The organism is Curtobacterium sp. MCBD17_008 (assembly GCF_003234475.1).
Taxonomy (GTDB): Bacteria; Actinomycetota; Actinomycetes; order Actinomycetales; family Microbacteriaceae; genus Curtobacterium.
This window is the reverse complement of record NZ_QKTK01000001.1, coordinates 47,197-70,597: the sequence shown is the minus strand read 5'-3', so window position 1 is coordinate 70,597 and position 23,401 is coordinate 47,197. Positions and strand designations below refer to the sequence as shown.

Genomic DNA, 23,401 nt, shown 5'->3' with positions numbered 1-23,401 from the left:
GCGCCTGGCGGGTGGTTCCCGGGTCTCGTGGACGCGGGCGGCCGACGTGCGGGGACGGTCAGTCGCGCCCGGGCCAGAAGACCTCGGTTCCGGCGGCCTCGACCTCGCGGACGAGGTCCAGGTTGACGCCGGGGTCGGTGATGATCGTGTCGATCGCGGCGAGCGGGGCGACCCGACCGAACTCCTCACGGCCGAACTTCGTGTGGTCGGCGAGCAGGATGCTCCGGCGGGCGGACTTGATCATGGCGCTCTTCACGGCCGCCTCGGCCATGTTGTGCGTCGTCAGGCCGCGCTCGGGCGTGATGCCGTTGATGCTGACGAACGCGACGTCGACGCTCACCATGCCGATGAGCTGGTGCGTCCACGTGCCGACGCCTGCGAGCGAGTCGCTGCGGATGTTGCCACCGAGCAGGTGCAGGTCGATGCCGGGCCGGTTCGCGACGGCCATCGCGACGGGGAGCGAGTGCGTGACGACGGTGAGGCCGCGGTCGGTCGGCAGCAGCTCGGCGAGGCAGATCGTCGACGTGCCGGCGTCGATCATCACCGACCCGTTCTCGGGCAGCTCCTCGAGCGCGGCCTCGGCGATGACCATCTTCTCCGTCTGGTTGATGCCGCCGCGGTCACCGACGCCCGGGTGCAGGGTGACCCGCTCGACGGGGATCGCACCGCCGTGGGCACGCCGGACGAGCCCGCGGCGCTCCAGGCTCGTCAGGTCGCGTCGGATGGTCTCCGGCGTGACGGCGAGCAGTTCGGCGAGGTCCTTCACGTCGACCCGGCCGTGCGCGCGCGCCTGTTCGACGATGCGCTGGTGGCGTTCTGGTGCGTACATCGGTGCCTCGTCGGATCGGAACGGACAGGCTCGGGCACGATCGCCGCGAGTGACCCGCGGCCGGACGTCCCGGCAGACGCAAACGGGCATCTGTTTCTGCATTTTTATCCCCGGATGTGTTTGTTTGTCAACGCGGGGCGATGTATGGTGCTGCAAGGCCGTCCGGATGCAGCACGCCCCGGATGCAGCACCGCCCCCGAACCGCCCACCGCTGCTGCGCGTGAGATGAAGGAGTCTCCCCATGTCCGATCTGCTCGGAACCGGCGTCGGTCGCGGCGTTGCCCACGGCCCGGTGCTCCGGATGGCGGACCCGCTGGGAGAGCCGTCGACCACCCCGCTCGAGGGCTCGGCCGAGGACGCGAAGCAGGCGGTGCACGCCGCGCTCGCCGCGGTCGCCGAGGACCTCACGAAGCGCGGCCAGCTCGCAGGCGGCGACGCCCAGGCCGTGCTCGAGGCGCAGGCGCTCATGGCGCAGGACCCGACCCTCCTCGACGACGTGCACGCGCGCATCGACGGCGGCACGAACGCCGAGCGTGCCGTGTACGAGGCGTTCGCGCAGTTCCGCGACCTGCTCGTCGGCATGGGCGGCTACATGGGGGAGCGCGCGGCCGACCTCGACGACGTCGCCCAGCGCATCGTCGCGAAGCTCCGCGGCGTCCCGGCCCCCGGCGTCCCTGAGTCGGACGCCCCGTTCGTGCTCGTCGCCCGCGACCTCGCACCGGCCGACACCGCGCTCCTCGACCTCGACAAGGTCCTCGCCCTCGTCACCCGTGACGGCGGCCCGACCTCGCACACCGCGATCCTCGCCCGCGCCAAGGGCATCACGGCCGTCGTCGGCGTGAGCGGTGCTGACGACCTGGTCGAGGGGCAGCAGGTCGTCGTCGACGCCGTCGCCGGCACCGTCGTGACCGACCCCTCCGCCGAACTCGTCGCCGACGTCGAGCAGCGCATCGCCGACCGGCGCGCCGCCGCCGCCGCACCGCTCACCGCGGGCGCGCTCGCCGACGGGCACGTCGTCCCGCTGCTGGCGAACCTCGGCAGCCCCGCCGACGCGCAGGCCGCGGTGGACCTCGGCGCCGAGGGCGTCGGACTGTTCCGCACCGAGTTCCTGTTCCTCGACGCCCCGACGGCGCCGACGGTGGAGTCGCAGCAGAAGTCGTACGAGCAGCTGCTCGCCGCGTTCCCCGGCAAGAAGGTCGTGGTCCGCGCGCTCGACGCCGGTGCCGACAAGCCGCTCCCGTTCCTCACCGACAAGGACGAGGAGAACCCGGCGCTCGGTCGTCGTGGCCTCCGCGCCCTGCGGAACCAGGAGCAGGTCCTCCGCGACCAGCTCACCGCACTCGCCCGGGCCGACGCCGCGACCGAGGCCGACCTCTGGGTGATGGCCCCGATGGTCGCCGACGCCGAGGAGACCGAGTACTTCGTCGGGCTCGCCCGCGAACTCGGCATCCGCACCGCCGGCGTGATGGCCGAGGTGCCGTCGCTCGCGCTGATGGCCGAGCAGGTGTTCCGCTCCGCCGACTTCGTGTCGATCGGCACGAACGACCTGACGCAGTACACGATGGCCGCCGACCGGATGCTCGGCACCGTCGCGAGCTACCAGGACCCGTGGCACCCCGCCGTCCTGCGCCTCGTCGCGCAGCTCGGTGCGGCCGGTGCCGACGCCGGCAAGGCGGTCGGCATCTGCGGTGAGGCGGCAGCCGACCCGCTGCTCGCCGTCGTCCTCGTCGGACTCGGTGCCACCACCCTCTCCATGACCCCCGCGGCCCTCGCCGACGTGCGTGCCGAACTCGGCCAGCACACCCTCGACGAGGCCCGCGAGATGGCGACGGCAGCACTCGCCGCGAGCACGGCAGCGACCGCCCGGTCCGCCGCCGCAGCCGCGGTGCACGCCGCCTGACCCGCCCCCTCCCGCACCACTCCCGATCCCTGCAGCAGCACACACACAGAGAGTCAACGCACATGACAACGTCGTCCGTTGCAGCGCCAGACACCCGCGACAAGTCGCGGGGTGGCGCTCGCGTCGCCGTCCAGAAGTTCGGCACGTTCCTGTCCGGCATGGTGATGCCAAACATCGCGATCTTCATCGCGTGGGGCCTCATCACCGCGTTCTTCATCGAGACCGGCTGGACGCCCGTCGGCGTCCTCGGCGGCTTCGGCGAGACGGACGGCGTGGCCAACATCGGCCTCGTCGGCCCGATCCTGACCTACCTCATCCCGCTCGCGATCGCCTTCCAGGGCGGCCGGATGGTCTACGACACCCGCGGCGCGGTCGTCGGTTCGATCATGGCCATGGGCGTCATCATCGGCGCCAACGGCACGATCATGATCCTCGGCGCGATGATCTGCGGCCCGCTCGGCGCCTGGCTCATCAAGCAGATCGACAAGATCTGGGACGGCAAGATCAAGCCCGGCTTCGAGATGCTCGTGAACAACTACGCGGCCGGCATCCTCGGCTTCGTGCTCGCGCTGATCGGGTTCTTCTGGCTCGCCCCGCTGTTCAAGCTCATCGCCGAGGGCCTCGGCGCCGCGGTGAAGTTCCTCGTCGACAGCTCGCTGCTGCCGCTCGCCAGCGTCATCATCGAGCCGGCCAAGGTCTTCTTCCTCAACAACGCGATCAACCACGGCGTGCTCGACCAGCTCGGCGCGCAGCAGGTCCAGGACTCCGGCAAGTCGATCCTGTTCCTCCTCGAGGCGAACCCCGGTCCCGGTCTCGGCATCCTCCTCGCCTTCACCTTCTTCGGTGTCGGCATCGCCCGCTCGACCGCTCCCGGTGCGATCCTCATCCAGTTCTTCGGTGGCATCCACGAGATCTACTTCCCGTACGTGCTGCAGAAGCCGATCCTGTTCGTCGCCGTCATCCTCGGCGGCGCGACCGGTGTCGCCACGAACGTCGCCTTCCAGTCCGGCCTCGTCGCCCCGGCGTCGCCCGGTTCGATCATCGCGGTCCTCACCGCGACGGCGAAGGACAGCTACGTCGGCGTCATCCTCTCGGTGGTCCTGTCGGCGGCCGTGTCCTTCGCGGTGGCCTCGTTCTTCCTCCTCGCCAGCCGCAAGCGTGACCTCGCCGCGGGCAACGCCGGCGACATGAGCGCCGCCATGGCGAAGCTCCAGCAGAACAAGGGCCGCGACGTCAACGCCGCGACCTCGGGCCTGCTCGGCGACAACTCCCCGGCCAACGAGGAAGAGGCCCAGGCCTCGCTCGGCGGCGTCGGTTCCGCCGGCACCGCCACGGCGACGCGCGTCGAGAACGTCGTCTTCGCCTGCGACGCCGGCATGGGCTCGAGCGCCATGGGTGCGAGTGTCCTGCGGAACAAGATCAAGAAGGCTGGTATCGAGGGTGTGACGGTCGTCAACAAGGCGATCGCGAACCTCTCGGGTGACGAGGACCTCATCATCACCCAGGAGGAGCTCACGGACCGCGCGAAGCAGAAGAACCCGAACGCCCAGCACGTCTCGGTCGGCAACTTCATGAACGCTCCGCAGTACGACCAGGTCGTCGACCAGCTCAAGAACCAGTAAGACAAGAGCACGATGGGAGAGGGGACGGGCGACCGTCCCCTCTTCCGCCGTCACCCACGAACAAGGAGACCCCGAATGCCCGTCCTGCAGGAGAGCCAGATCCGCATCCACACCGAGGACGCCGCGCCGACCAAGTCGGAGGCGATGAAGGAGGCGGCTGCGATCCTCCAGGACGCCGGTGCGGTCACCGCGGACTACTACCCCGCCATGCTCGAGCGCGAGAAGAGCGTCTCGACCTACATGGGCAACTTCCTGGCGATCCCGCACGGGACGAACGACGCGAAGGACGCCATCAAGGCGTCGGCGCTCTCGTTCGTCCGGTACGCCACCCCGATCGACTGGGACGGCAACGACGTCCGGTTCGTCGTGGGCATCGCGGGGGTCAACAACGAGCACCTCGACATCCTCAGCAAGATCGCGATCGTGTTCTCCGACGAGGACCAGGTCCAGGCCCTGACCGAGGCGCCCGACGCCGCGGCCGTCCTCGCGATCCTCGGTGAGGTCAACGAGTGAGCACCGCCGTCCACTTCGGCGCCGGCAACATCGGCCGCGGCTTCGTCGGCCTCCTGCTGCACCAGGCCGGCTACGAGGTCGTCTTCGCCGACGTCGCCGCACCGCTCATCGACGCCCTCGCCGCCGCCGACACGTACACCGTGCACGAGGTCGGCGCAGGTGCGCAGGACCACGAGGTCACCGGCTTCCGCGCCGTGAACAGCGCGCAGGACGAGGCCGGCGTCGTCGCCGAGATCGCGACCGCCGACATCGTCACCTGCGCGGTCGGCCCGACCGTCCTCAAGTTCATCGCACCCGTCATCGCGAAGGGCCTGCAGGAGCGTTCCGTCGACGCCGCCCCGCTCGTCGTGATGGCGTGCGAGAACGCGATCAACGCGACGGACCGCCTCCGCGAGTTCATCGTCGCCGCCCTGCCCGAGGACGCGCGCGAGGGCGCGCTGGCCAAGGCCGTGTTCGCCAACACCGCCGTCGACCGGATCGTGCCCGCGCAGCCCGCGGACGGCGGCCTCGACGTCACGGTCGAGACCTACTTCGAGTGGGCCATCGACCGCACGCCCTTCGCCGGTGCCGAGCCGACGATCCCCGGCGCGCACTACGTCGACGGCCTCGCCGCATCGATCGAGCGCAAGCTCTTCACCGTGAACACCGGCCACGCCACGGTCGCCTACCACGGCTTCCTCGCCGGCGCGGACAAGATCTCGGACGCCGTCGCCCTCCCGACCGTGCGCTCGGCGCTGGAGGCCGTGCTCGCCGAGACGAGCGACCTGCTCGTCCGCCGGCACGAGCTCGACCCCGAGGTGCACCGCGCCTACGTCGAGGCGATCATCGCCCGCTTCGAGAACCCGCACCTCCCGGACACGGTCACCCGTGTCGGTCGGCAGCCCCTCCGGAAGCTCTCGCGCGACGAGCGCTTCGTCTCCCCGGCGGCGGCCCTGGCGGAGAACGGCGCCGAGCCGACGGCACTGCTCGACGCGATGGCAGCGGCGCTCCGCTTCGACGTCGCGGACGACGAGCAGAGCGTCGAACTCCAGGCACTGCTGCGGTCCGACCGGTCGGACGCCGACATCGCGTCCGAGATCACCGGTCTCGGCGGTGAACACCCGCTGCACGCGTCCTTCACCGGACGGGTCGGAGCGGCGCGCGCCTAGCGCTCGCGACCACGAGACGGACGGGAGGCCCGGTACCAGCTGGTACCGGGCCTCCCGTCCGTCTCGGCATCGCCTGTCGACCGAGCGATCGGCTCCGAGTACCGTCGCGGCCATGACGAAGCAGTGGGTGGCGACGCGTCCCGGTGGCAGTGAGACCTTCGAACTGGTGGACGTCGCGGTCCCGGCGCCCGGTCCCGGTGAGGTGACCGTCAGCGTCCGGGCCGCCGGTGTGAACCCGGCCGATGCCAAGCACACCCGGGACGGCGACCCCGCCGACTTCCCGCTCCCGATCGGGTACGAGGTCGCGGGCGTCGTCACGGCGGTCGGGCCGGACACGGACATCGCCTCGGGCCCGGTCGCACCGGGCGACGAGGTCCTGGCGTTCCGGGTGCGGGGCGGATGGGCCGAGGCGGTCACCCTGCCAGCCCGTGACGTCTTCGCGAAGCCGCCCGCGATGGGGTTCGCGGAGGCCGCGAACCTGCTGCTCGCCGGCACGACCGCTGCGGACCTCATCCGGGTGACCGACGTCGCCGCCGGTGAGACCGTGCTCGTGCACGGAGCCTCCAGGGCCGTCGGCGTCAGCCTGCTGCAACAGCTCCGGATGCTCGGGGCGCGAGCGATCGGCACCGCCTCCGCCGCGAACACCGACACCGTCCGCCGCTCCGGCGGCGAGTGGGTCCCGTACGGCGACGGCCTGGAAGCGCGGGTCCGCGACCTCGCGCCGCATGGCGTCGACGTGGCCCTGGACTGCGTCGGCTCCGACGAGGCCGTCGACGTCTCACTCGCGTTGGTCGCCGACCGGGCACGCATCGCGACGATCGCGGCCTTCACCCGCGCTCCGGACGCGGGGATCACGGCCATCGGCGGGTCGCAGCCGGAGAGCGCGGCCTTCCGCGACGCCGTCCGGCAGCGGCTCGTCGACCTGGCCGGTCGAGGGGAACTCGTCGTCCCGGTCGCTCGGACGTTCCCGCTCACCGAGGCACGCGCGGCGCTCGACCTGCTCGAGTCCGGGCACCCGGGCGGGAAGATCGCCCTCCTGCCCTGAAGTCGGTCGTCGTCGGACATCGAGCACTGGCACACTGGGTGCAGCGCGCCGGGCCAGCGTGCGGGGGAGTGGGGCGGCCGTGACCGACGTCGCGGAGGTCCAGCCTCCGCAGACCGCTGGACGATCCCGGGCGTCTCGTCACCGTCTTCGGAAGGAACCCCGTGAGCGACCAGTACCCACCGCAGGACCCCTACGGCAAGCGACCCGGCGACGGGCGGTCCGACGGGCAGTCGCCGTACGGGCAGGCCCCGGGCGGGCAGTCGCCGTACGGGCAGGCCTCGGGCGGGCAGTCGCCGTACGGACAGCAGCCGTACGGGCAGCCCTCGGGTGGGCAGTCGCCGTACGGGCAGCAGCCGTACGGGCAGCCCTCGGGTGGGCAGTCACCGTACGGGCAGCAGCCGTACGGGCAGCAGCCGTACGGATCTGGCCAGTACGGGCAGCAGCCGGCGCAGCAGCAGCCCTACGGGCAGCAGCCGGTGACGCAGGGTGAGCCGCCGCTCTGGGCGCCCTGGTACGGCATCCCGTTCCCCAAGGCCTTCACGCGGTTCTGGAAGAAGTACGTGCGCTTCGACGGCCGCGCCAGCCGGAGCGAGTTCTGGTTCTGGGCACTCTGGTGGGCGATCGGCAACATCGTCACGGGCACGATCGACACGGCCATCGGCGGGAGTGACTCCAACGTGGTCGGTGGCCTCTGGGCGCTCGCGACGCTCGTCGGCTTCATCGCGCTGACGGTGCGACGCCTGCACGACGTCAACATGTCGGGCCTGCTCGCCCTGCTGTTCATCATCCCGCCGGTGGGCGCCGTCTTCGCGCTCGTCATCGGGCTCCTGCCGTCCGTGCCCGCCGGCACACGGTTCGACGAGCCGCACCGCGGCTGACCACTTCCGATCATCGACACCCTGGGGGACCTCGTGACCGATCACCATCCCGTGCCGGACGCCGGCGGACAGCCCGGCAGCCAGCAGCCGTACGGGAAGCAGTCGTACGGCGAGCAGCCGTACGGCGAGCACCAGTACGGCCAGCCGCAGTACGGACAGCCGCAGTACGGACAGCAGACGCCGGGTGCAGCGGCTCCCGTCGGGCCGGACGGGCAGCCGCCGCTCTGGGCGCCCTGGTACGGCATCTCACTGCCGAAGGCCGTCGGCCGCTTCTTCCGGAAGTACGCGACCTTCAGCGGCCGCGCGAGCCGCAGCGAGTTCTGGTGGTGGACGCTCGTCACCGCCGTCGTCTCCACGGTGCTCACCGGCGGTGGATTCCTGCTCGCCGCCGCCCTCGCGTCGACCCGGACGGTCCAGACGGACTACGGCACCTACGAGGTGCAGAACCCGGCACCGCCGATCGCCTTCGTGTTCCTCATCGCCGGCCTGCTGTGGGCGCTCGCGACGCTCGTGCCGTCCCTCGCGCTCGGCTGGCGTCGGCTGCACGACGCGAACCTGTCGGGTGCACTGTGGATCATCGCGCTCTTCGTCGGGATCGTCGGCATCGTCTTCGGCGTCCTGCCCTCGAACCCCGATGGCGCACGGTTCGACCGACCCGGGGACCGCTGAGCGCCTGCCGGTCGCGTCACTACGGCGCCCTCCATCCACGAGGAGGGCGCCGTCGTCGTGTCGGCGGCTGGCCGCGCGCGGCCAGCCCGTCTTGGCCGCCTTGCTGACGCGGTCAAGCGGGTCTTCCGGAAGTACGTCCGGTTCGACGGGCGTGCGAGTCGCAGCGAGTTCTGGTGGTGGTCCCTCGCCCAGACGATCGTCATCGGCGTGCTCTACGTCCTCATCGGCATCGGGGGAGCGACGTCGGACTTCCGGACAGACCCGGTCACGGGGACGACCTCCGGGACGCCGAACGCGCTCTACTGGATCGCCGCGGTGCTCCTGGGCCTCTACTCGCTCGCGACGATCATCCCGAACCTGGCGGTCACCTGGCGTCGGCTCAACGACGCGAACCTTGCGGGGCCCTTCTTCTTCTTCCTGTCGGTCATCCCGTTCTTCGGCGGGATCATCCTGATCGTGCTGACGATCCTGCCGTCGAAGCCGGAGGGGCAGCGGTTCGACCGCCCCGAGCGCGGCTGACGTCCACCACACGACGGAGCCCTCCTGCCCGATCGGGCAGGAGGGCTCCGTCGTGTGCCGAGCGGGTCAGACGACCCGGACCCGCGCGAGCGATCCGTCGACGACCAGGTCGCGGATTGTCGTCGCCGGGTCGGCGATCTCGAAGCGGAGCGCGCCGCCCGGCTGGTCGAACCACGGACGCACGAAGCGGACGGTCACGAGGAACGGGCGCTCGACCACGTAGCGGTGCACCTCGGGGGAGACCGTGGCGTGCGGCGGCAGGGACCGGGCGTGGAGCGGGGTCTCGATCGGGTGCAGCAGGTACCCGTCCGGGCCGCCGATGCGGTCCACCGGCACGCCAGCCGGGATCTGGATCGTCAGACCGGCGTCCCCGGTCGCCGCGACCTGCTGCGCCAGCTGCGGGTAGGTCGACGCCGACCGGTCACGCATCTGGTCGAGGTCGGACCGGCGGATGTCCCGCGCGTCCGGGAAGGGACGGTTCAGGAACCGGCGGAGCATCTCGACCGCGTCGTCCTCACCGCGTGCGGTGGCGAGCCGTCGTGCGGTGCCGTAGTCGACGACCTCGATGGCGAACGAGTCGGCGTCCGCGGGGACGATCCGCAGCGCACCCTCCACCGGCGGCTCGTGCAGGGTCTCCCCGGGGAGCTGCACGTACCGGACCGTGTAGCCGAGCTGATCGAGGATGGGCCGAGTGTCCGCGAACGTCATGAGCGGGAGCCTAGCGCGCCCGCCCATGACGTTCCTGGCGGAGTCGATCCGCTAGCCACGGCCGCGCATCACGGCCTGCTTGACCTCGGAGATCGCCTTCGTCACCTGGATCCCGCGGGGGCAGGCGTCGGTGCAGTTGAAGGTCGTCCGGCAGCGCCAGACGCCCTCCTTGTCGTTGAGGATGTCGAGGCGCACGTCGGCCGCGTCGTCCCGCGAGTCGAAGATGAAGCGGTGTGCGTTCACGATCGCGGCGGGCCCGAAGTACTGCCCGTCGGTCCAGAACACCGGGCACGAGGACGTGCAGGCGGCGCAGAGGATGCACTTCGTCGTGTCGTCGAACCGTGCGCGGTCGGCGACGGACTGGATGCGCTCCTTGCCCTTCTCCGGTGCGGACTTCGGCTGCAGGAACGGCTGGACCTCGCGGAAGGACGTGAAGAAGGGCTCCATGTCCACGATGAGGTCCTTCTCGAGCGGCAGACCCTTGATCGCCTCGACGTAGATCGGCTTCGAGATGTCGAGGTCCTTGATCAGGGTCTTGCACGCCAGACGGTTGCGCCCGTTGATCCGCATCGCGTCCGAGCCGCAGACGCCGTGCGCGCAGGAGCGTCGGAACGTCAGCGATCCGTCCTGCTCCCACTTGATCTTGTGCAGCGCGTCGAGGATGCGGTCGGTCGGCAGCATCATGACGTCGAAGTCCTGCCAGCGCGGCTCGTCGTCCACGTCCGGGTCGAAGCGGCGGACGATCACCGTGACGGAGAACGATCCAGGAGGCGCGTCCTGCACGGTGTCGGTGCGGGGTGCGTCGGAGACCAGGGTGTCGGTCATCTCAGTACTTCCTCTCCATCGGCTCGTAGCGCGTCATGACGACGGGCTTCCAGTCGAGCGTGATGTGGTCGTCGGCGAGTGACGAGTGCGGATCGCCCGTCAGGTACGCCATGGTGTGCTGCATGTAGTTCTCGTCGTCGCGCTTCGGGTAGTCGTCGCGCATGTGCCCGCCGCGGGACTCCTTGCGGTTCCGGGCGGAGTACACGACGACCTCGGCCAGGTCGAGCAGGAAGCCGAGCTCGACGGCCTCGAGCAGGTCGGTGTTGAAGCGCTTGCCCTTGTCCTGCACGGACACCTGCATGAACCGGTTGCGGAGCGTGTGGATCGTCTCGGTGACCCGTGCGAGCGACTCGTCGGTCCGGAACACCTGCGCGTTCTTGTCCATCTCCTCCTGCAGCTCCTTGCGGAGCACGGAGACGCGTTCGGTCCCGGTGGAGGCCCGGAGCTGCTCGAGCATGCCGCGCACGTTCGCCGCGGGGTCCTCGGGCAGCGGCAGGAACTCGGCGGTCTGCACGTACTCGGCGGCGTTGTTGCCCGAGCGCTTGCCGAACACGTTGATGTCGAGCAGCGAGTTCGTGCCGAGACGGTTCGACCCGTGCACCGAGACGCAGGCGCACTCACCCGCGGCGTAGAGGCCCGGGACGACCGTGGTGTTGTCGGCGAGGACCTCGGCCTTGACGTTCGTCGGGATGCCGCCCATCGCGTAGTGCGCCGTCGGCATCACCGGCACGGGTTCGACGACCGGGTCGACGCCCAGGTAGGTCCGGGCGAACTCGGTGATGTCCGGCAGCTTCGTCTCGAGCACCTCGGCACCCAGGTGGGTGCAGTCGAGCAGCACGTAGTCCTTGTTCGGGCCGGCGCCGCGCCCCTCGGCGACCTCCTGCACCATGCACCGGGCGACGATGTCACGCGGCGCGAGGTCCTTGATCGTCGGTGCGTACCGCTCCATGAACCGCTCGCCGGAGGCGTTGCGGAGGATCGCGCCCTCGCCGCGGGCGCCCTCGGTGAGCAGGATGCCGAGCCCGGCCAGCCCGGTCGGGTGAAACTGGAAGAACTCCATGTCCTCGAGCGGCAGGCCGGTGCGCCACACGATGCCGACGCCGTCGCCGGTCAGCGTGTGCGCGTTCGACGTGGTCTTGAACATCTTGCCGAAGCCGCCGGTCGCGAAGATCATCGCCTTCGCGTGGAACACGTGCAGCTCGCCCGTCGAGAGCTCGAAGGCGACGACGCCGGCGGGCTGCTTGCGCGTGACCCCGTCGTCCCCGACGACGTCGACCATGATGAGGTCGAGTGCGTAGAACTCGTTGTGGAACTCGACACCGAGCTTCACGCAGTTCTGGAAGAGCGTCTGCAGGATCATGTGGCCGGTGCGGTCGGCCGCGTAGCAGGCGCGGCGCACCGGTGCCTTGCCGTGGTCACGCGTGTGACCGCCGAAGCGGCGCTGGTCGATCTTGCCCTCGGGCGTGCGGTTGAACGGCAGACCCATGTTCTCGAGGTCGATGACCGCGTCGATCGCCTCCTTCGCCAGGATCTCGGCAGCGTCCTGGTCCACCAGGTAGTCGCCGCCCTTGATCGTGTCGAAGGTGTGCCACTCCCACGAGTCCTCTTCGACGTTCGCGAGCGCTGCCGCCATGCCGCCCTGCGCCGCGCCCGTGTGGGAGCGCGTCGGGTAGAGCTTCGAGATGACCGCGGTCTTCGCCTTCGGCCCGGCCTCGATGGCGGCTCGCATGCCGGCGCCTCCCGCGCCGATGATGACGATGTCGTACTGGTGGTGGTGGACGGTGATGTCGGTCACAGGGGTCTTTCGATCAGGAGGTGGAGCGTGCGGGACGTCGTGCGCGAGGCGTCGCTACTGCGCGGGGCAGAACGACGGCAGGTCCGCGGCGGCGGCGCCGGCGGGGCACGGGTCGAAGGTCCAGCACACGAGCGTGCCGAGGACGATCAGGAGCACGCAGGCGAGGAGCACCGCGCCGAGCAGGGTCTTGCGGACGCCGGGCTTGGCCACGTAGTCGTTGATGATCGTCCGCATGCCGTTCGACCCGTGGACGAGCGCGAGCCAGAGCATCGCGGTGTCCCAGATCCGCCAGAACGGGCTCGCCCACTTGCCGGCGACGAAGGCGAAGTCGATCTGCTTGACGCCCTCGCCGGCGACCATGTTGACGAAGAGGTGGCCGAAGATGAGCACGACGAGCAGGACGCCCGACGCGCGCATGTAGATCCAGCCCCACTTCTCCCAGTTGGTGGTGCGGCGGGCAGCGTCGGCGCTGCGGGGCGGAGCGATGGTCTCGGTGGTCATGACGGAGCCCTCAGTTGAAGTCGGCGACGAGGTTCATGAGCTGGCGCGGCAGGAAACCCGCGATCGCCACGGCCCAGAGCACGAGGACGACCCAGAACATGGCCCGCTGGTACTTCGGACCCTTCGACCAGAAGTCGATGAGGATGATCCGCAGCCCGTTGAACGCGTGGAACACGATGGCGCCGACGAGGGCGATCTCGCCGAGGTTCATCAGCGGCGTCTTGTACGTGCCGATCACGGCGTTGTACGCCTCGGGGGAGAGCCGGACCAGTGCCGTGTCGAGGATGTGCACGAGCAGGAAGAAGTAGATCGCGACGCCGGTGATCCGGTGTAGGACCCAGGACCACATCCCGATGCTCCCGCGGTACAGCGTTCCCTGCGGGACACGCGTCCGAGGTGCGTCGATCGACGTACCGTCGATGGTCACCTGCGGTGCGGCTGTCGCCGTCCCGCCTGCGGTCTGCTCGGCCATGAGCTCGCCTTCCCGTAGGGCCGGCGCACCGATCGGCGCGCCGTTGCCGTCGTGTTCGTGTGGAACACCTCCATCCTACGTCCGAGCACCGACCTTCTCGTTCCACCCCGTCCGGGCGGTGCGCGTGGGGGCCGGGGGAGCGCCGATCGTGCGGGCCGTCTCATGGTGCGCGAGCAGTTCGTCGCCGACCGCCTCCCACGTGGTGCCCTCGACGCGGAGGCGGCCGGCGGACCCCATCCGCTCTGCCAGCGTCCGGTCGGCGTGGAGCCGGGCGACCGCGGCGCGCAGGGCCAGCGGGGCATCCGGGTCGTAGAGCTCGCCGTCGAGTCCCGGGGCGACGAGGTCGAGCGGTCCGCCGGAGGCCGGGGCGACGACCGGCAGGCCGGCCGCGTGGGCCTCCTGCAGTGTCTGCCCGAACGTCTCCGCCGCACCCGTGTGCACGAAGACGTCGAGCATCGCGTAGGCGTCGGCCAGGTCGGCACCGCGCAGCGGCCCGGTGAACGTCACGTCCAGGTGACGGAGTCGACGCTCGAGGAACGGCCGGGAGGGTCCCCCTCCTGCGACCACGACCCGGATGCCCGGCATGCCGCCGAGTTCGGCGAGCCGCTCGACCTCCTTCTCCGGTGCCAGCCGTCCCACGTAGCCGACGATGGTCTCGCCGCGCGGCGCGATGCGGCGGCGCATCGCGCGGACGTGGGCAGACGTCCGGCGAGCGGGGTGGAACAGCGCCGTGTCGACGCCCCGGCCCCATCGGGCGACCCGCGGCACGCCCTCCTCGGCGAGCATCGCCGCGGTCGCGGAGGACGGCGCGAGCGTCAGCGAGGCGCCGGCGTGGATCCGCCCGAGGACCCGGCGGACCAGCGGGGCGGCCGCGGAGAGGCCGTTGCGGCGGGCGAACCCGGCCACGTCGGTCTGGAAGACGGCGATGGAGGGGATGCCGAGCCTCCCGGCCGCCGTGATCGCGCGGCCCCCCAGCAGGAAGGGGCTGGCTGCGTGGAGCACGTCGGCGCCGGAGGCGGCGAGGATGGTGTCGAGGACCGGGTGCGGGAGTGCGACGGGGAACTGCCGGTACGCGACCGCGGGGATGCGGTGGACGTCGAACCCGAGGTGCCGCTCCTGTTCCGACCGCGACCGCCAGGCGGCGAGACCCGGGGCGTCCGGGGCGATGACCACCGCCCGGTGGCCGCGTCGGCGGAGGTGTTCGAGCACCGCGAGGACGCTCGTGGTGACGCCGTTGAGGGTGGGCAGGAAGCTCTCGGTCACGACGGCCACGGTCCGGGGGGACTCGGTGCCTCGCTCCACGCTGCGTGCGTTCATGGCACGGCCCATGTTCCGGGCGGCGCGTGGACGAGCGGGGGGTGCGACGTGAACGCGGCGCACGCGAGGGGTGAACAGACCGTGCGTCGCCCCGGGCAGCCGTCCACGACACGTCCAGGTCGCACGCAGCTGCTTCCCCGGGCCGCCGGTACGGTGGGCGCGTGACGGACGCACTCGACGACTTCTACGCGATCATCCCGGCCGGCGGCATCGGCTCCCGCCTGTGGCCGCTCTCGCGCGCCGACGCCCCCAAGTTCCTGCACGACCTGACCGGTTCCGGTTCCTCGCTGCTGCGACAGACCTGGGACCGCCTGGCGCCGCTCGCGGGACCGGACCGGATCATGGTCGTCACCGGGCGGGCGCACCGTGCCGCCGTCGAGTCCCAGCTCCCCGGCGTCCCGGACCACAACGTCGTGCTCGAGAGCGAACCGAAGGACTCCACCGCGGCGATCGGCCTCGCCGCGGCGATCCTGCACCGTCGTGAGCCGGACGTCGTGATCGGCTCCTTCGCCGCCGACCACGTCATCGGTGACGCCCGCGGGTTCCGCCGGTCCGTGCGCGAGGCCGTCGCGGCCGCCCGGGCCGGGTACATCACCACGATCGGCATCACGCCCTCCGAGCCCGCGATCGGCTTCGGGTACATCCACGCCGCCGACGACGCCCTCGGCGCCGACGGTGCACCGACCGCACACGCCGTCCGGTCCTTCGTCGAGAAGCCCGACCTCGCGACCGCGGAGGCGTACCTGCGGAACGGCTCGTATCTGTGGAACGCCGGCATGTTCATCGCCCGCGCCGACGTGCTGCTCGCCGAGATCGGACGCACCGAGCCGGAGCTGCTGGCGGGCATCGAGGAACTCGCGGCCGCCTGGGACACCCCGGCCCGCGGTGTCGTCGTCGACCGGATCTGGCCGGGGCTGAAGAAGATCGCGATCGACTACACCGTCGCGGAGCCCGCAGCCGCGGCAGGGCGGATGGCGGTCGTGCCGGGCGACTTCGACTGGGACGACGTGGGCGACTTCGCCTCGCTCGCCAAGCTCCAGTCGGGCGGGCGGAAGAACAACCTCGCGGTGCTCGGCGACAACGCCCGCATCCTGGCCGACTCCGCGAGCGGCATCGTCGTGTCGCAGAGCAACCGGCTCATCTCGCTGATCGGCGTCGAGGACATCGTCGTTGTCGACACACCGGACGCGTTGCTCGTGACCACGAGTGCGAACGCGCAGCGGGTCAAGGGCGTGGTGGACGCGCTGAAGATCAGCGGGCGGGACGACGTGCTCTGACGAGCGGGGTGCGATGGCCCGGGTTGGGGCGACCGGACGGGGGAGCGGCGGTGTCGTCGTCTCGGGGGAACTGCGAGCGGGGGAGCGAGCATGGCGGACATCGAGTACGACCCGGGGGATTCCTACGGAACCACGACCGCGGGGGTTGCACTCTCCCGGTCCGACATCCACGTCGACCGCTTCTCGCCCCGGCATATGCCGGGCTGCCCGACTCGGTCACCCCGGCCGACGACCTGCACGCCGGCGAGGTCTACGCGGGACAAGCACGGAACGTGCTTCCTGACGAGGTCGGGGACGGTGACCAGCTGGCCACCGTCGGGCGCAACTTCAGCCTCGCATCGTGTCGATCCGTCGAAGCCAGCATTCGGTGCGACGACCTTCGGGGCGAACGGTGGTCAGGCGCCCGACGGGACCGAACCGCGACCGGTCCTGCATCACGACCCGCTGGATGCCGACGGTCCAGAGATGACGTCCCTGAACTCGCACATCCGCCGCGGGGCTGCTGGGACCGCGACGCTTCTGGCGCTCAGCTTGCTGTTCGCGGGCTGCGCGCAACAGCCTGCACCACCCAACCCCTCAGAGAGGACTCCTCGCGTGGACCCGGAAACCGCGAAGCAGCAGATGATCGATGCTGTGGACGACATCACAGGGCAGTTGGGTGGCGCCTGGGAGCAAGGAACAGGTCCGGACTACGCCGACGCCTGCGTGCTCCCGGATGGTCGACCAGGAGCGCAGTGGGTGGATCTGAGGACCCGGCCGTCGGTGGGTGATGTCCCTGCTGACCTGGCCGAGGTCGAGTCGCGATGGCGGAAGCAAGGGATGACGATCGAACGTCAGGGATCTGCGGCACATCCGACTGTCGTCGGTCGGGGAAGCGCCGTGACGGATTCGATCAGTTTGACCGTGACGGACGACCAGTACGGCGTCCAGGCGCTGTCACGTTGTTTCCCCGGTGATCCTGACGCGCTCTAGCCACAACGAGAGCACGCTGGCGAGGTCTTCGCCTGACGAGCACGGAACGTGCTGCCTGAACACGGCGGAGAGGGCGACCAGGTGGCCGCCTTCGGGCGGAACCGAGGAGCGCACGCCGATCGGCCCCGTATCGATGACGGAACGCGACCAGCGACGGCCGGGAACCGAGGACCACGGGAGTGGAGACCGATGACGACAGACTCGCCACTGCGACGTCGCGCCGAGGTCGTGCTGGTGATCTTGGTGCTCGGTGTGACCACAGCGTGCGCTCAACAGCGAGCGGCGTCCGCTGGACCAGGAAGGACGCCTGCGGTGGATCCCGAGAGCCCGCAGCAACGGATGGTCGACGTCGTGGAGGACGCGACGGAGAGCCTCGGTGGGAATCGGCGAGTCCGGTCCGGGCCGGACTACGCCGAAGCCTGCGAACTGCCCGACGGGGACATCGGAGCCAAGTGGACGTACTTCCTCACGCGCGCGCAAACCGGTGACGTCTCGGCGGACGTGGCCGAGCTCGAGGCGCGTTGGAGGGCCAGGGGGATGGCCCTCGAACGCTTGGGAACGAAGACGGAGCCGACGGTCATCGGCCGGGGTGGCGATCGCACGGGGGCCATCAGCTTCTCCGCTGCACCGGATCTCTACGTCATCCAGAGCGCGTCGCTCTGCTTCCCCGGCAACGCGGACGACAGCTCCTGAACCATCTCGCGGACCGGCGGGTGTGCGGGATGCGTGCGCGATCCTCCAGGCCGCAGCCCGTCTGTAGCGCTCCATCACGAAACCCCTCGAACTGGGGCCACGACCCATGCGCAGCGTTTCCGGCGCGTTACAGCGCGGTCGCGATCACGTAACCGATGCGGGAGGGCGTCCAGAGGGGTCCTGCACCGCCCGGCCGGTCGTGTACTGTCCTCACGATCGCCCGGTGCGCAGTGACTCCGGGCCGACTCCCGATCTCCCCGGAGGAACCCCCCGTGTCATCTCGTTCCCGTCGCATCGCCATGAGCGGCCTCGCGCTCGTCGGCACCGTCGCCGTGCTCGCCGGCTGTGCGTCCGCCCCGTCCGAGTCCACCTCGTCCAAGAAGTCCGACTTCCTGCCCTGCATGGTGTCCGACGCCGGTGGGTTCGACGACAAGTCGTTCAACCAGCTCGGCTACGAGGGCATGGTCTCGGCCGCTGACGACCTCGGCGCCCAGTACAAGAAGGCCGAGTCCAAGGACGCCACCGTCTACGACTCGAACATCCAGCAGCTCGTCAGCCAGAACTGCAACCTCGTCGTCACGGTCGGGTTCAACCTCGCCGCCTCGACGAAGAAGCAGGCCGCGGCGAACCCGGACACCGACTTCGCGATCATCGACGACAACTCGATCGACGCGGACAACGTCAAGCCGATCACCTTCGACACTTCGCAGGCGGCCTTCCTGGCCGGCTACGCGGCCGCGTCCTACTCGAAGTCCGGCGTCGTCGGCACCTTCGGTGGCATGCAAATCCCGACCGTCACCATCTTCATGGACGGCTTCGCGGACGGCGTCGAGTACTACAACGAGCAGAAGAAGAAGGACGTCAAGGTCGTCGGCTGGGACGTCGCGAGCCAGAAGGGCTCCTTCACCGGTGGCTTCGAGGCCGGCACCCAGGCGAAGTCGGTCGCGCAGTCGCTGCTCGACCAAGACGCCGACGTGATCCTGCCGGTCGGTGGCCCGATCTACCAGAGCGCCGCCGAGGCCATCAAGGACGCCGACAACGGCTCCGTCCTGATCGGCGCGGACAGCGACCTCTACGAGGCCGACCCCCGCTACAAGGACATCGCCTTCACCTCGATCGAGAAGGGCATGAAGCCCGCCGTCAAGGACGTCGTCGAGCAGGCCGCCAAGGGCGACTTCGCGAAGACCCCGTACGTCGGCACGCTCGAGAACGACGGCGTCGGCATCGCGCCGTTCCACGACTACGAGTCCAAGGTCGACTCGGGTCTGCAGGGTGAGCTCGACGAGATCAAGGCCGGCATCATCGACGGCTCGATCAAGGTCGAGACCGAGGCCACCGTCAAGTAGTCCGTCGAACGCGGGCGGGGGAACACTCCTCCGCCCGCGTTCTCGCGCGCACGGGGACCGTCGCGCACCCGAGACAGAAATAGACTCACCGACATGAAGCTCGAACTCCGCGGCATCACGAAGCGGTTCGGCACCCTGGTCGCCAACGACCACATCTCGATCACCGTCGAACCGGGCGAGGTGCACTGTCTCCTCGGCGAGAACGGTGCGGGCAAGTCGACCCTCATGAACGTCCTCTACGGCATGTACCAGGCCGACGAGGGCGAGATCCTGCTCGACGACGTCGTCCAGCACTTCGACGGGCCGGGCGACGCCATGCGCTCCGGCATCGGCATGGTGCACCAGCACTTCATGCTCGTGCCGGTCTTCACCGTGGCCGAGAACGTCATGCTCGGGCAGGAGGAGACGTCGTTCGGCGGGCGTCTCGACCTCGCCGGCGCCCGGAAGCGCGTGCGGGAGATCTCCGCCCGGTTCGGGTTCGACGTCGATCCCGACGCACGGGTCGGCGACCTGCCGGTCGGTGTGCAGCAGCGCGTCGAGATCATCAAGGCGCTGTCCCGTGACGCCTCGGTCCTGGTGTTCGACGAGCCGACGGCCGTCCTCACCCCGCAGGAGACCGACGAGCTGATGGGCATCATGCGCCAGCTCCGCGAAGCCGGCACCGCCATCGTCTTCATCACGCACAAGCTCCGTGAGGTCCGCGAGGTCGCCGACCGCATCACCGTCATCCGCCTCGGCAAGGTCGTCGGCGAGGCGTCCCCGACGGCGTCGAACAGCGAGCTCGCGGCGCTCATGGTCGGCCGCAGCGTCGAACTCGTGGTGGACAAGGCCCCGGCCGCCCCGGGGGAGGCCGCGCTCGTCGTCGAGGACCTGACGGTCACCGACGCGGACGGCATCGTGCTCGTCGACGACGTGTCGTTCACGGTCCGTCGTGGCGAGGTGCTCGCCATCGCCGGCGTGCAGGGCAACGGGCAGACCGAGCTCACCGAGGCGATCATGGGCCTCGAGCCCGTCCGCTCCGGCCGCATCACGCTCGACGGGCGCGAGGTCACCGGCCGCAGCGTCAAGCAGATCCTCGACGCCGGCGTCGGCTTCGTGCCCGAGGACCGCAAGGAGGACGGGCTGGTCGGGGAGTTCACGATCGCCGAGAACCTCATGCTCGACCGTGCCGACGCCACCGAGTTCGTCCGTGCCGGCACCATCCGCGCCGCCGAGCGGGACACGTTCGCCGACGAGAAGATCGCCGAGTTCGACATCCGCACGCCCGGACGCACCACGGCAGCCGGTCGGCTCTCCGGCGGCAACCAGCAGAAGATCGTCCTCGCCCGCGAACTGAGCCGGCCCCTGCGGCTCTTCGTCGCCGCACAGCCCACGCGCGGCATCGACGTCGGGTCGATCGAGTTCGTGCACAAGCGCATCGTCGAGACCCGCGACAGCGGCGTCCCGGTGATCGTCGTCTCCACCGAGCTCGACGAGGTCGTCGCGCTCGCCGACCGGATCGCCGTGATGTACCGCGGCACGATCGTCGGCATCGTCCCGGCGTCCACACCCCGCGACGTCCTCGGACTCATGATGGCGGGCGAACTGCCCGCAGGAACGGAGCTCGCCGCGTGAGCGACACCACGCCGGAGCACGGCGGCGCCACCCCGCCGTCGAACCGCAGCACGACCCCCGTCGACGGGACCACGGGCCTCCCGGCCGGGTCCGATGCCACACCGGCGGTCGACGACCGCCTGCAGGAAGTGGCCGGACCGCCGCACCTGATGACAGACTCGGCAGCCGACAGCGAACGCCGTGAGGGCGGCGACGGGCGCTGGAGCGACGCGATGCGCAGCATCGTCAACGGCTCCGTCCTCACCACCGTGCTCGCGGTCGTCCTCGCCCTCGTCGCGAGCGGTGTCCTCATCGCGCTGACCGACAAGGACGTCCAGGCCGCGGCCGGGTACTTCTTCGCCCGACCGACCGACATGCTGCGCGCCGTCGGCACCGCGGTCGGCGGCTCCTACTCGTCGCTGTTCCAGGGTTCCGTCGTCAACTTCGGCGCCCCCTCGTTCGCGAGCGCGATCACGCCGATCACCCGCTCCGTCGACTACGCGGTGCCGCTCGTCGTCGCCGGGCTCGGCGTCGCCGTGGCCTTCCGCGCGGGCCTGTTCAACATCGGCGGCCAGGGGCAGGTCCTCATCGCCGCCGCGGCAGCTGGCTGGGTCGGGTTCTCGTTCGACCTGCCGGCAGCGGTGCACATCCCGCTGACGATCCTCGCCGGCATCGTCGGCGGCGCGGTCTGGGCCGGGCTCGTCGGCGTCATCAAGGCCCGGACCGGTGCCAACGAGGTCGTCCTGACGATCATGCTGAACTACGTCGCCCTCTACCTGCTCTCCTTCATGCTCCGGACCCCCGGGCTGCTGCAGGCCGGTGGGAGCCCGAACCCGATCTCCCCGGCGACCAAGGACAGTGCGCTGCTCCCGGCGCTGTTCGGACCGCGCTTCGGCATCAACGTCGGCTTCGTCGTCGCGGTCATCGCGGTCGTCGTCGTCTGGTGGCTGCTCAACAAGTCCTCGCTCGGATTCCGCTTCCGGACCATCGGCGAGAACCCGCGGGCCGCTCGCGTCGCCGGCATGAGCGTGCCGAGCCTCACCATCTGGGTGCTCGTCATCTCCGGTGGACTCATCGGCATCGCCGGCGCCTACCAGGTCGAGGGCGCGGTCACGACCGGGTTCACGTCGGGCATCGACGCCGGCATCGGGTTCGACGCGATCACGGTCGCGCTCCTCGGGCGCTCGAAGCCCTGGGGGACCTTCTGGGCGGCGATCCTGTTCGGCGTGCTGAAGAACGGCGGCTACGCCATGCAGGCCGCCAACGGGATCCCGATCGACATCGTCGACGTCATCCAGGCCCTCATCGTCCTGTTCATCGCGGCCCCGCCGCTCGTGCGCGCGATCTTCCGGATCCCGCAGCCCGGCGCCCGTCGTCGCACCAAGCAGAGCACCAAGCGGAAGGCGGTCGCCGCGTGAGCACCCTCAGCCCCACCGCCGTCCCGGCGTCACCCGTCCCGGACCGCCCCGTCGAGACCACGAGGAGCTGGAAGGCGCCCGTCGCCTTCGTCGTCTTCTCGGTGCTCGCCGCCGTGCTGTTCCTCGGCGTCGGCCGGGGTGGCACGACCACGTTCCGGCTCGCCAACGCCGGCGACTTCGTCCAGCTGCCGGACGTCGGCCTGCCCGCGCTCGCGACCGGCGTCGTCGTCGTCGTGGTCCTGTCGCTCCTCACGGCCGTCTCGTTCGTCCTGGTCGGCCGGTACCGTCCGGTGCCGCTGTGGCTGACGAGCGTGTTCGCCGTCGTGTTCGTCATCGGCTTCCTCACGTGGGCGGCCGCGGACAAGACGGTCCCGCTGCCCGGCCTGCTCGTCGGTGCGATCGGCCTGAGCGTCCCGCTCGTGTTCGGTGCGCTCGGCGGCGTGATCTCCGAGCGGGTCGGTGTCGTCAACATCGCCATCGAGGGGCAGTTCCTCGCCGGTGCCTTCACCTCGGCGCTCATCGCGTCGCTGACCGGGTCCGCGTGGGTCGGTCTCGTCGGCGCCCTCGTCGCCGGTGTGCTCGTGTCGTTCGTCCTCGCGGCGTTCAGCATCAAGTACCTCGTCGACCAGGTCATCGTCGGCGTCGTCATCAACGCGTTCATCTCCGGGCTCACCGGCTTCCTGTACTCGCAGGTGCTGTCGCCGGACGAGGAGCGCCTGAACGTCGGCGTCACCTTCCCGCGCTTCGAGATCCCCGTCCTGCACCAGATCCCGGTGATCGGCCCGGTGCTGTTCGAGCAGACCGTCATCGTGTACCTGGCGTACATCGCGGTCGCCGTCGTGACGTTCGCCCTGTTCAAGACCCGCTGGGGTCTGCGGCTCCGCGCGGTCGGGGAGCACCCGGAAGCGGCGGACACGGTCGGCATCAACGTCACCGGGACGCGGTTCTGGAACGTCTCGATCGCCGGTGCGATCGCCGGCCTGGGTGGTGCGTACTTCACACTCGACGCGGTCGGACCGTTCACGAAGGACATGACGGACGGTGCGGGCTACATCGCCCTGGCCGCCGTCATCTTCGGGCGGTGGGACCCGATCCGGGCCACGCTCGCGGCGCTCCTGTTCGGGTTCGCCTCGAACCTGCAGAACACCCTCGGCGCGATCAACTCGCCGGTGCCGAGCGAGTTCCTGCTCATGCTGCCCTACGTCGTCACGATCTTTGCGGTCGCCGGTCTGGTCGGGCAGTCGCGGGGACCGGCGGCCGCCGGCAAGCCGTACATCAAGAACTAGCCGGGAGGCACGGCACATGACAGACACGAACGCTGCGGGACACGACGGGGTGGGGACCGACCCCGCGACCGGCGA

The 23,401-nt window shown here is 70.3% G+C and carries 22 protein-coding genes; 15 read left to right on the top strand and 7 right to left on the bottom strand.

The window, feature by feature from the left end; translation table 11 throughout:
• Positions 1 to 58: 58 nt before the first annotated feature.
• The gene (locus DEI95_RS00325; protein WP_110824569.1) at positions 59 to 829 is read right to left on the bottom strand and encodes a DeoR/GlpR family DNA-binding transcription regulator; all 771 of its coding nucleotides are present in this window, start codon (positions 827 to 829) and stop codon (positions 59 to 61) included.
• 241 nt (positions 830 to 1,070) lie between these two features.
• On the opposite strand from DEI95_RS00325, the gene ptsP reads away from it, so the two are divergent.
• The 8 genes from ptsP to DEI95_RS00285 all read left to right on the top strand — a co-directional run bounded on the left by ptsP (position 1,071) and on the right by DEI95_RS00285 (position 9,123).
• Complete coding sequence (ptsP, locus tag DEI95_RS00320; RefSeq protein WP_110824568.1) at positions 1,071 to 2,729, top strand: phosphoenolpyruvate--protein phosphotransferase; 1,659 nt, start codon at positions 1,071 to 1,073, stop codon at positions 2,727 to 2,729.
• A gap of 62 nt (positions 2,730 to 2,791) precedes the next feature.
• The gene (locus DEI95_RS00315; protein WP_181436146.1) at positions 2,792 to 4,351 is read left to right on the top strand and encodes a PTS mannitol transporter subunit IICB; all 1,560 of its coding nucleotides are present in this window, start codon (positions 2,792 to 2,794) and stop codon (positions 4,349 to 4,351) included.
• Between the two features lie 75 nt (positions 4,352 to 4,426).
• Positions 4,427 to 4,864: a PTS sugar transporter subunit IIA gene (locus DEI95_RS00310; protein WP_110824566.1), complete on the top strand. Its 438-nt coding sequence runs from the start codon at positions 4,427 to 4,429 to the stop codon at positions 4,862 to 4,864.
• Positions 4,861 to 6,012 (top strand): mannitol-1-phosphate 5-dehydrogenase, encoded by a 1,152-nt coding sequence (locus DEI95_RS00305; RefSeq protein WP_111059037.1) that lies wholly within the window; start codon positions 4,861 to 4,863, stop codon positions 6,010 to 6,012. The genes DEI95_RS00310 and DEI95_RS00305 overlap by 4 nt, the downstream gene beginning before the upstream one ends.
• A 112-nt stretch (positions 6,013 to 6,124) precedes the next feature.
• Positions 6,125 to 7,057: an NADP-dependent oxidoreductase gene (locus tag DEI95_RS00300; protein WP_111059036.1), complete on the top strand. Its 933-nt coding sequence runs from the start codon at positions 6,125 to 6,127 to the stop codon at positions 7,055 to 7,057.
• A gap of 161 nt (positions 7,058 to 7,218) precedes the next feature.
• Positions 7,219 to 7,935 carry a DUF805 domain-containing protein gene (locus DEI95_RS17030; RefSeq protein ID WP_309146511.1) on the top strand — a complete coding sequence of 239 codons (717 nt, stop codon included), beginning with the start codon at positions 7,219 to 7,221 and terminating at the stop codon, positions 7,933 to 7,935.
• Positions 7,936 to 7,968: 33 nt separating this feature from the next.
• Positions 7,969 to 8,604, top strand: a complete 636-nt coding sequence (locus DEI95_RS00290; protein WP_258367373.1) for a DUF805 domain-containing protein — start codon at positions 7,969 to 7,971, stop codon at positions 8,602 to 8,604.
• Positions 8,605 to 8,661: 57 nt separating this feature from the next.
• A complete protein-coding gene (locus tag DEI95_RS00285) occupies positions 8,662 to 9,123 on the top strand; it encodes a DUF805 domain-containing protein (RefSeq protein WP_258367372.1) in 462 nt (153 codons plus the stop codon).
• Positions 9,124 to 9,189: 66 nt separating this feature from the next.
• Here the strand turns inward: DEI95_RS00285 and DEI95_RS00280 are convergent, their stop codons facing one another.
• The 6 genes from DEI95_RS00280 to DEI95_RS00255 form a co-directional block, all read right to left on the bottom strand.
• The gene (locus DEI95_RS00280; RefSeq protein WP_181419565.1) at positions 9,190 to 9,831 is read right to left on the bottom strand and encodes a TNT domain-containing protein; all 642 of its coding nucleotides are present in this window, start codon (positions 9,829 to 9,831) and stop codon (positions 9,190 to 9,192) included.
• 51 nt (positions 9,832 to 9,882) lie between these two features.
• Positions 9,883 to 10,656 carry a succinate dehydrogenase iron-sulfur subunit gene (locus DEI95_RS00275; RefSeq protein ID WP_110824560.1) on the bottom strand — a complete coding sequence of 258 codons (774 nt, stop codon included), beginning with the start codon at positions 10,654 to 10,656 and terminating at the stop codon, positions 9,883 to 9,885.
• A 1-nt stretch (position 10,657) separates the two neighbouring features.
• Positions 10,658 to 12,451, bottom strand: coding sequence for a succinate dehydrogenase flavoprotein subunit (gene sdhA / locus DEI95_RS00270; protein ID WP_110824559.1), 1,794 nt, complete (start codon positions 12,449 to 12,451; stop codon positions 10,658 to 10,660).
• Between the two features lie 54 nt (positions 12,452 to 12,505).
• Positions 12,506 to 12,952: a succinate dehydrogenase, hydrophobic membrane anchor protein gene (gene sdhD / locus DEI95_RS00265; RefSeq protein ID WP_110889974.1), complete on the bottom strand. Its 447-nt coding sequence runs from the start codon at positions 12,950 to 12,952 to the stop codon at positions 12,506 to 12,508.
• Positions 12,953 to 12,962: 10 nt separating this feature from the next.
• Positions 12,963 to 13,424 carry a succinate dehydrogenase, cytochrome b556 subunit gene (gene sdhC, locus DEI95_RS00260; RefSeq protein WP_110889973.1) on the bottom strand — a complete coding sequence of 154 codons (462 nt, stop codon included), beginning with the start codon at positions 13,422 to 13,424 and terminating at the stop codon, positions 12,963 to 12,965.
• Positions 13,425 to 13,499: 75 nt separating this feature from the next.
• Complete coding sequence (locus DEI95_RS00255) at positions 13,500 to 14,687, bottom strand: glycosyltransferase family 1 protein (protein WP_309146509.1); 1,188 nt, start codon at positions 14,685 to 14,687, stop codon at positions 13,500 to 13,502.
• A 215-nt stretch (positions 14,688 to 14,902) separates the two neighbouring features.
• On the opposite strand from DEI95_RS00255, the gene DEI95_RS00250 reads away from it, so the two are divergent.
• The 7 genes from DEI95_RS00250 (at position 14,903) to DEI95_RS00225 (ending at position 23,326) form a co-directional block, all read left to right on the top strand.
• Positions 14,903 to 16,018, top strand: a complete 1,116-nt coding sequence (locus tag DEI95_RS00250) for a mannose-1-phosphate guanylyltransferase (protein ID WP_111059032.1) — start codon at positions 14,903 to 14,905, stop codon at positions 16,016 to 16,018.
• 594 nt (positions 16,019 to 16,612) lie between these two features.
• Positions 16,613 to 16,990, top strand: coding sequence for a hypothetical protein (locus tag DEI95_RS16385; RefSeq protein ID WP_146243557.1), 378 nt, complete (start codon positions 16,613 to 16,615; stop codon positions 16,988 to 16,990).
• 312 nt (positions 16,991 to 17,302) lie between these two features.
• Positions 17,303 to 17,683: a hypothetical protein gene (locus DEI95_RS00245; RefSeq protein WP_111059031.1), complete on the top strand. Its 381-nt coding sequence runs from the start codon at positions 17,303 to 17,305 to the stop codon at positions 17,681 to 17,683.
• A gap of 272 nt (positions 17,684 to 17,955) precedes the next feature.
• Entirely contained in the window at positions 17,956 to 19,029 is a 1,074-nt protein-coding gene (locus DEI95_RS00240) for a BMP family protein (RefSeq protein ID WP_111059030.1), read from the top strand.
• 93 nt (positions 19,030 to 19,122) lie between these two features.
• Positions 19,123 to 20,643: an ABC transporter ATP-binding protein gene (locus DEI95_RS00235; protein ID WP_110824553.1), complete on the top strand. Its 1,521-nt coding sequence runs from the start codon at positions 19,123 to 19,125 to the stop codon at positions 20,641 to 20,643.
• Positions 20,640 to 22,040, top strand: a complete 1,401-nt coding sequence (locus tag DEI95_RS00230) for an ABC transporter permease (RefSeq protein ID WP_375342332.1) — start codon at positions 20,640 to 20,642, stop codon at positions 22,038 to 22,040. The genes DEI95_RS00235 and DEI95_RS00230 overlap by 4 nt, the downstream gene beginning before the upstream one ends.
• Positions 22,037 to 23,326 (top strand): ABC transporter permease, encoded by a 1,290-nt coding sequence (locus DEI95_RS00225; protein ID WP_110824552.1) that lies wholly within the window; start codon positions 22,037 to 22,039, stop codon positions 23,324 to 23,326. The genes DEI95_RS00230 and DEI95_RS00225 overlap by 4 nt, the downstream gene beginning before the upstream one ends.
• The last annotated feature ends 75 nt before the right edge of the window (positions 23,327 to 23,401 follow it).